Origin of the sequence: Nocardia donostiensis (assembly GCF_002081715.1) — a bacterium.
In the GTDB taxonomy this organism is placed as follows: Bacteria; Actinomycetota; Actinomycetes; order Mycobacteriales; family Mycobacteriaceae; genus Nocardia; species Nocardia donostiensis.
In genome coordinates this window covers 1-5900 of sequence record NZ_MUKP01000096.1, presented here as the reverse complement: position 1 = coordinate 5900, position 5900 = coordinate 1, and the positions used below count along the sequence as shown (strand labels likewise).

The 5900-nt window shown below is 66.2% G+C and carries 8 protein-coding genes; 2 read left to right on the top strand and 6 right to left on the bottom strand.

Annotation, left to right across the window (positions count from 1 at the left end; all coding sequences use genetic code 11):
* Positions 1-285, bottom strand: a 285-nt coding sequence (locus B0T44_RS25790; protein ID WP_139795373.1) for a site-2 protease family protein, incomplete at its 3' end; no start/stop codon positions are given.
* A gap of 131 nt (positions 286-416) precedes the next feature.
* Positions 417-1595, bottom strand: coding sequence for a 1-deoxy-D-xylulose-5-phosphate reductoisomerase (gene dxr / locus B0T44_RS25785; protein ID WP_077115891.1), 1179 nt, complete (start codon positions 1593-1595; stop codon positions 417-419).
* A gap of 110 nt (positions 1596-1705) precedes the next feature.
* Here dxr and B0T44_RS25780 point away from each other — a divergent pair, with 110 nt between their 5' ends.
* Positions 1706-1969 carry a DUF2631 domain-containing protein gene (locus B0T44_RS25780; RefSeq protein WP_077115890.1) on the top strand — a complete coding sequence of 88 codons (264 nt, stop codon included), beginning with the start codon at positions 1706-1708 and terminating at the stop codon, positions 1967-1969.
* 49 nt (positions 1970-2018) lie between these two features.
* Here the strand turns inward: B0T44_RS25780 and rlmN are convergent, their stop codons facing one another.
* Positions 2019-3128, bottom strand: a complete 1110-nt coding sequence (rlmN, locus tag B0T44_RS25775) for a dual-specificity RNA methyltransferase RlmN (RefSeq protein WP_077115889.1) — start codon at positions 3126-3128, stop codon at positions 2019-2021.
* A gap of 132 nt (positions 3129-3260) precedes the next feature.
* On the opposite strand from rlmN, the gene B0T44_RS25770 reads away from it, so the two are divergent.
* Positions 3261-3608 (top strand): LapA family protein, encoded by a 348-nt coding sequence (locus B0T44_RS25770; protein ID WP_081512720.1) that lies wholly within the window; start codon positions 3261-3263, stop codon positions 3606-3608.
* Between the two features lie 4 nt (positions 3609-3612).
* Here B0T44_RS25770 and B0T44_RS25765 read toward each other — a convergent pair whose 3' ends face one another.
* From B0T44_RS25765 to pyrH, 3 genes are all read right to left on the bottom strand, one after another.
* A complete protein-coding gene (locus B0T44_RS25765) occupies positions 3613-4494 on the bottom strand; it encodes a phosphatidate cytidylyltransferase (protein ID WP_077115951.1) in 882 nt (293 codons plus the stop codon).
* A gap of 168 nt (positions 4495-4662) precedes the next feature.
* Positions 4663-5220: a ribosome recycling factor gene (frr, locus tag B0T44_RS25760; protein WP_077115950.1), complete on the bottom strand. Its 558-nt coding sequence runs from the start codon at positions 5218-5220 to the stop codon at positions 4663-4665.
* Positions 5221-5271: 51 nt separating this feature from the next.
* The coding region (pyrH, locus tag B0T44_RS25755; RefSeq protein ID WP_139795372.1) for a UMP kinase at positions 5272-5900 on the bottom strand (629 nt) is incomplete at its 5' end.

Sequence of the window (5900 nt, the reverse complement as noted above, 5' to 3'; positions counted from 1 at the left end):
CTTCCAGGTCGCCTGCCGGTACATCGCCCGGTCCAGGTCCTCCGGTGCCAGCTCATCCAGCGCGGTCATCCCTGCGATATCGCAGAAACCACCCAGCGGGAGCGCTTTGAGACCGTATTCGGTTTCCCCGCGGCGGAACGAGAAGATCCGGGGACCGAAGCCGATGAAATAGCGTCGCACTTTCATGCCGGTGGCCTGCGCCGCCCACATATGCCCGCATTCGTGCAGCGCGATCGAGACAGTGATGCCAAGAGCGAACAGCACGAACCCCAACGCGAACATCATTTGCTCTACAGCCCTCCTGCGTTGCGCAGCTCGTCGTCACACCGGCACGCACGCGTCCTATCGGCCGCGAGCACCTGTCCACAGTAACCGCCGACGCCGGATGCCTGCCGATACGCGGTGCTCACCGAAGGTCACGAACCACCATCGGGACCGGCCCCGGCGACCAGGTCCTGACTTCGCACCAGGGTGCGAGCGTAGTCGCGGGCCCACGCATCTGCAGCAAGCACCTCTTCCAGGCTGGTCGGTTCGGCGCGCCATTCGTCCGCAGCCGCCACCGCGGCCCCGACGGTGCGCACGATATCGGGGAACCGGATCGCACCGTCGAGGAAAGCCTGGACCGCGATCTCGTTCGAGGCGTTGTACACCGCGGGCACACAACCGCCTGCCGTCCCCGCCTGCCTGGCCAGCTCCACCGCCGGGAAAACCTCGTTGTCGACAGGCTCGAAGGTCCAGGTGGCTGCGGTGGTGAAGGAGCAGGCCGCCGCGGCCCCCGGAACCCGGTCCGGCCAGCCGAGCGCCAGCGCGATCGGCAGCTTCATATCGGGCGGGCTGGCCTGAGCCAGCGTCGACCCGTCGGTGAAAGTGACCATCGAATGCACGATCGACTGCGGGTGCACGGTGACATCGATGCGGTCGTAGGGGATGCCGAACAACAGGTGCGTTTCGATCAGTTCCAGTCCCTTGTTCACCAGCGACGCCGAGTTCAGCGTGTTCATCGGGCCCATCGACCAAGTGGGGTGGGCACTGGCCGCCGCAGGGTCGACGGTCTGCAGTTCCTCGGTGCGCCAACCACGGAACGGACCGCCGGACGCGGTGAGGATCAGCCGGTCCACCTCATCGGCGCGCCCGCCACGCAGACATTGCGCCAGCGCCGAATGCTCCGAATCGACCGGAACGATCTGCCCCGGTGCCGCAGCCCGGGTGACCAGCGACCCGCCCGCGACCAGAGATTCCTTGTTGGCCAACGCCAGCCGGGTGCCCGACTGCAGCGTCGCCAGCGTCGGCTCCAACCCCAGCGAACCGACCAGCGCGTTGAGCACCACATCGGCCTCGGTGCGCCGCACCAGTTCGGTCACCGCTTCCGGGCCGCCGAGCGGCAGCTCGAGCCGTGCAGCAGCGGCAGGATCGGCGACCGCCACATTGCGGGTTCCGGTCGCGGCCATCTGCGCGGCCAGCAGATCGGTGTTACCACCACGGGCGGCGAGGCCGACGATCTGGAACCTGTCCGGGTTCGCAGCGATCACTTCGAGCGCCTGGGTCCCGATAGAACCGGTGCTGCCGAGCAGAAGGACTCTGACAATGTCTGACACCCGCCCATTGTTACGCCATCCGGTGTCGAATCGCCGACCCTGCTGGCTACGACGAACAGTCGTATGCCACGATGTCCGGCAGAAGCAGACTCTCGAGCTGAGGAGCGATCGTGGCCGCCAAGGAACTCGAACCCACCAGTGACCGCGCCGTCACCACAGTGGACCCTGCCGAGGTCCCGTCGGCCGCCTGGGGATGGAGCGGCGAGTCGCGGCGCACCTTCCAGGTCGCGGGCTGGTTTGTGGTGTTCGCTCTGCTGGCCATGATCATCGGTAACCACCAGGGTCAGGTGGAGAACATCTTCCTGGTCGGTTTCGCCGCGCTGATGGCCTTCATCCTCGTCCGCGACGTCGTGCTGCGCCGCAAGCCCCGCTGACTTTCCCTCTCAGCAACCGGCGCCGGATCGATGCGGCGCCGTGCTCGCCTCAGTTCTCGGCGGCGAGCTGCCCGCAGGCGGCGGCGATCTCCTGGCCACGCGTGTCTCGCACGGTGCACGGAACGCCCTGGGCATTGACCCGGCGCACGAATTCCTGTTCCACCGGTTTGGGGCTGGCGTCCCATTTACTGCCCGGAGTCGGGTTCAACGGGATCACATTCACGTGCACCCGGGAGCCGAGCGCGGAGTGCAGTTTCCGGCCCAACATATCCGCCCGCCACGGCTGGTCGTTGATATCGCGGATCAACGCGTACTCCACCGATACCCGCCTGCCGGTGGAATCCGCGTAATAGCGGGCGGCGTCGAGCACTTCGGCCACCGGCCAGCGGTTGTTCACCGGGACCAGGGTGTCGCGCAGTTCGTCGTCCGGGGTGTGCAGCGACACCGCCAGCGTCACCGACAGGCCCTCGTCGGCCAATTTCCGGATCGCGGGGGCCAGGCCAACGGTGGAGACCACCACATTGCGCTGCGAGATCCCGAGGCCGTCCGGTGCAGGCGAGGTGATCCGGCGCACCGCCGCCAACACCCGCTTGTAGTTGGCCAGCGGCTCCCCCATCCCCATGAACACGATGTTCGACAGCCTGCCTGGTCCGCCCGCGACCTCACCGTCGCGCAATGCGGCCGCGGCGGCGCGCACCTGGTCGACGATTTCGGCGGTGGACAAATTGCGGTTCAACCCGCCCTGACCGGTCGCGCAGAACGGGCACGCCATTCCGCAACCGGCTTGGCTGGAGATACAGAGCGTGGCGCGATCGGGGTAGCGCATCAGCACGCTCTCCAACAGGGTGCCGTCACCGGCGCGCCACAGCGTCTTGCGGGTTTCCCCGGCATCGCACACCACATGCCGGACCGGGGTCAGCAACGGCGGGAACAGCGCCTCGGCCACCTGCCGCCGCACCCCAGCGGGCAGATCGGTCATCTGCTCCGGGTCGGCCTGCAGGCGTCCGTAGTATTGGCGCGCGATCTGATCGGCACGGAAGGCGGGCAGCCCCAGCTCGGCTATCGCCGCACGGCGGCCATCGGCGTCGAGGTCGGCCAGGTGGCGAGGCGGTAGGCCGCGGCGCGGCGCGTCGAAAACGAGGGGCAGGGAGACGGTCATAGTTCTTCCAGTGTCCCATCTCGTCACACAAGGCCCACATCACCTACCGGTGCGGGCAGAGCGCGGCGGAAGAACACCGACCGGCCCGGTGAAATGCGTGCATGATCGATAGTTATCGGCAATCATCGGGTTATGTCCACACCTGCCGAGCAACCCTACGATCCGGGAGCGATTCCGCAGGACAAGCCGGGTCATGCCGGGCCCCACGACGAAGTGGCCAGCCGTCCCCGCAGGAAACTGGCGAAATCCAAGACCGGCTACACCTGGACGGGTCTGGTGATCGCCGCGCTGCTGGGCATCCTGGTGCTGATCTTCATTCTGCAGAACCCCGACAAGGCCGATATGCAGCTGCTGTTCTGGAACTTCGCGATCCCGCTCGGCGTGCTCGTGCTGCTCTCGGCGATCACCGGTGCGCTGGTGATGGCGCTGGTGGGCGGCGCGCGAATCATTCAATTGCGCCGCGCCGCCAAACGCGGCTGAACAGTCAGAGCAGGGTGCTCAGCACCAGCCACGACACGAACGCCGAGGGCAGCATCGAATCCAACCGGTCCATGATGCCGCCGTGGCCGGGCAGCATGGTACCCATATCCTTGATGCCCAATTCTCGTTTGATCTGCGATTCGATCAGATCACCCACCGTCGCGACCAGCACCAGTCCGACACCGAGCAGCACGCCGATCATCGAGTTGGCGTCCAGTAGCAGCGTCACCGTGAGCAGACCGCCGATCACCGCGAACACCAGCGAACCGGCAAAACCCTCCCACGATTTCTTCGGGCTGATCGACGGCACCATCGGATGCTTGCCGAACAGCACCCCGGCCACATAACCGCCCACATCGGAGCAGACCACCAGGATCATGAAGGTCAGCACTCGCAGGTTGCCGTCGGGTTCCAACAGCAACAACACCGCGAACGATGCCAGCAGCGGCACCCAGGCCAGCGTGAACACCGCGATCGCAGTATCGCGCAAGAAATTACGCGGGGCGGTGCGCAAACCGTGGTCGAAAAGCCGCCACACCATACAGATCAGCGTGGTAGCCGCGAACGCACCCGCGACCCCACCCGCGCCGAACGGCCAGCCCAGCCAGAACACTGCCTGACCGCCGACGATCAGCGGAATCCGCGGCACCAGCACATCGGCCTCACGCAGCCGCTTGGCGACCTCCCACGTGGCCACACCGATCGCCGCACCCGCGACACCGATGAACACCGTGGGCACGAACAGCAGGATGGCGATGAGCGACAGACCCAGACCGAGCCCGACCGCGAGCGCGGCCGGTAGGTTACGCCCCGCCTTGGAGGACTTGGCCGCCCCGGATGACGCTGCCGACCGGGATGACGCTGCCGACGCAGCTCCGGTGGGCACCGCAGCGGCACCGGTCACCTCGCTCGCGCGAGCCGGTGGTTCGTAGGTGCCGTCGTCCGGCGGCCCAGGCCGGGCCGCGCCCGTCGCGGCGGTGTTCTCGGCCACGATTGTCCCGTCGCTCAACTCATCGTTTCCGTTCGTCCGGCCCGAAAGCCGCTGCGCTCGGCGTCAGACCTCGAGCAGTTCGGCTTCCTTGTTCTTGACCAGTTCATCGATCTGACCGACATACTTGGCGGTAGTCTTGTCGAGCTCTTTCTCGGCGCGCCCGACCTCGTCCTCGCCCGCTTCGCCGTCCTTCTGGATACGGGACAGTTCGTCCATCGCCTTGCGGCGCACGTTCCGGATGGCGACCTTGGCGTCCTCCCCCTTGGCCTTGGCCTGCTTCACCAGTTCCCTGCGGCGCTCCTCGGTGAGCTGCGGCACCGTGATCCGCAGGATATCGCCGTTATTGGTCGGGTTGACGCCCAGATCGGAGTTGCGGATGGCGGTCTCGATCGCGCCCAGCTGGCTCTGCTCGTAGGGTTTGACCACCACCATGCGCGGTTCCGGCACGGTGATACTGGACATTTGGGTGATCGGCGTCGGGGCACCGTAATAGTCGACGACGACCCTGGCGAACATGCCTGGGTTCGCGCGCCCGGTGCGGATGGTGCCGAGATCGTCCCTCGCCACCGAGACGGCCTTCTCCATCTTCTCCTCGGCGTCGAAGAGCGCTTCTTCAATCACGACCGTTTCCTCCACAGCGTCGTCATCGTCATGATCCGCGTATCCGCGGGGTCAGGAACGAACCAATGTGCCGATCTTCTCACCGGCGACCGCGCGGGCGATATTGCCCTTGGTCAACAAATTGAACACCAGGATCGGCATCTGGTTGTCCATACACAAACTGAACGCCGTCGCGTCGGCGACCTTCAGATCGCGTTCGATCACCTCTTTATGGGTGATCTCGGAGTACATGGTGGCTGCGGGGTCCAGGCGCGGGTCGGCGTTGAACACCCCGTCCACGGCCTTGGCCATCAGCACCACATCGGCACCGATTTCCAGGGCGCGCTGCGCGGCCGTGGTGTCGGTGGAGAAGTACGGCATGCCCATACCGGCGCCGAAGATCACCACGCGCCCCTTTTCCAGATGCCGTTTGGCCCGCAGCGGCAGATACGGTTCGGCGACCTGCCCCATGGTTATCGCTGTCTGCACCCGGGTGTCGATGCCCTGCTTCTGCAGGAAGTCTTGCAGCGCAAGGCTGTTCATCACAGTACCGAGCATGCCCATATAGTCCGAGCGGGCGCGTTCCAGGCCGCGCTCCTCCAGTTCGGCCCCGCGGAAGAAGTTCCCACCGCCGATCACCACCGCGACCTGCACCCCGCTGGCGACGACCTCGGCGATCTGCTCGGCGACCGCCTCCACGA

Coding starts and splice junctions, on each gene's coding strand:
- B0T44_RS25770 (WP_081512720.1), top strand. CDS start 3,261: ATGTCCACACCTGCCGAGCAACCCTACGATCCGGGAGCGATTCCGCAG.
- rlmN (WP_077115889.1), bottom strand. CDS start 3,128: ATGACCGTCTCCCTGCCCCTCGTTTTCGACGCGCCGCGCCGCGGCCTA.